The organism is Mesorhizobium sp. M0830 (genome assembly GCF_040319965.1).
Taxonomy (GTDB): domain Bacteria; phylum Pseudomonadota; class Alphaproteobacteria; order Rhizobiales; family Rhizobiaceae; genus Mesorhizobium.
The window spans coordinates 1-664 of the sequence record NZ_JAMYOR010000154.1; the positions used below are offsets into that span (position 1 = coordinate 1).

Genomic DNA, 664 nt, shown 5'->3' on the forward strand with positions numbered 1-664 from the left:
CAGGGCGAAATCATGAATCGTTAACCTGCAAGGACGGCTTGGCGGTAGGTCGGGTTCATGAGGGCTTTGAGGCGCTTACGCTTGAGCGAGGTCTTTGAAGGCTCGCGTCGGAGCATGTTGAGCACCGCGCGGCGGATCATGGCGAGGTTGCGCGCCGAATGGTCTTTACGGACGCGGCACTCGTCTTCGCGGAACGCCACGTCCAAGACCCAATGCAGATTGTTCTCCACGCTCCAGTGGGCGCGCACGGCGGCGGCGAGGCGGACGGGGTCGGGCGGCAGCGAGGAGATGAAGAGCCGCGTCTCGATCGAGACCGCGCCGGTCTTCTTGATCGTGCGACGCGTTGTGACGGCGAGAAAGCTCGCAAGCCCCTTCCAATCGGGATGACGCTCGGCGAGCCAGGCGGCATCGGCGGCGCGGATCGTGCGCTCCTCGATCCGGCCGTGGCCGGCTTGCGGCTCTTCTTCATGACACGAACAATCGGCCGCGAGCACGGGATCGTCGAAGAACAGCGCGACATCCTCCTCGAGAGTTCCCTGATTGCCTTTGAGCGCCAGGACATAATCGGCCTTCTTGGAGACGATCTTGGCGGCGATCTGCCTTTGCGTTCCCATCGCGTCGATGGTGACGATCGCGCCTTCGAGGGCGAGCATGTCGAGAAGCT

The 664-nt window shown here is 63.4% G+C and carries 1 protein-coding gene; it reads right to left on the reverse strand.

Going from position 1 to position 664, the window contains the following annotated elements:
* Positions 1–20 precede the first annotated feature (20 nt).
* Positions 21–664, reverse strand: a 644-nt coding sequence (locus NKI20_RS33645; RefSeq protein WP_352838303.1) for an ISAs1 family transposase, incomplete at its 5' end; no start/stop codon positions are given.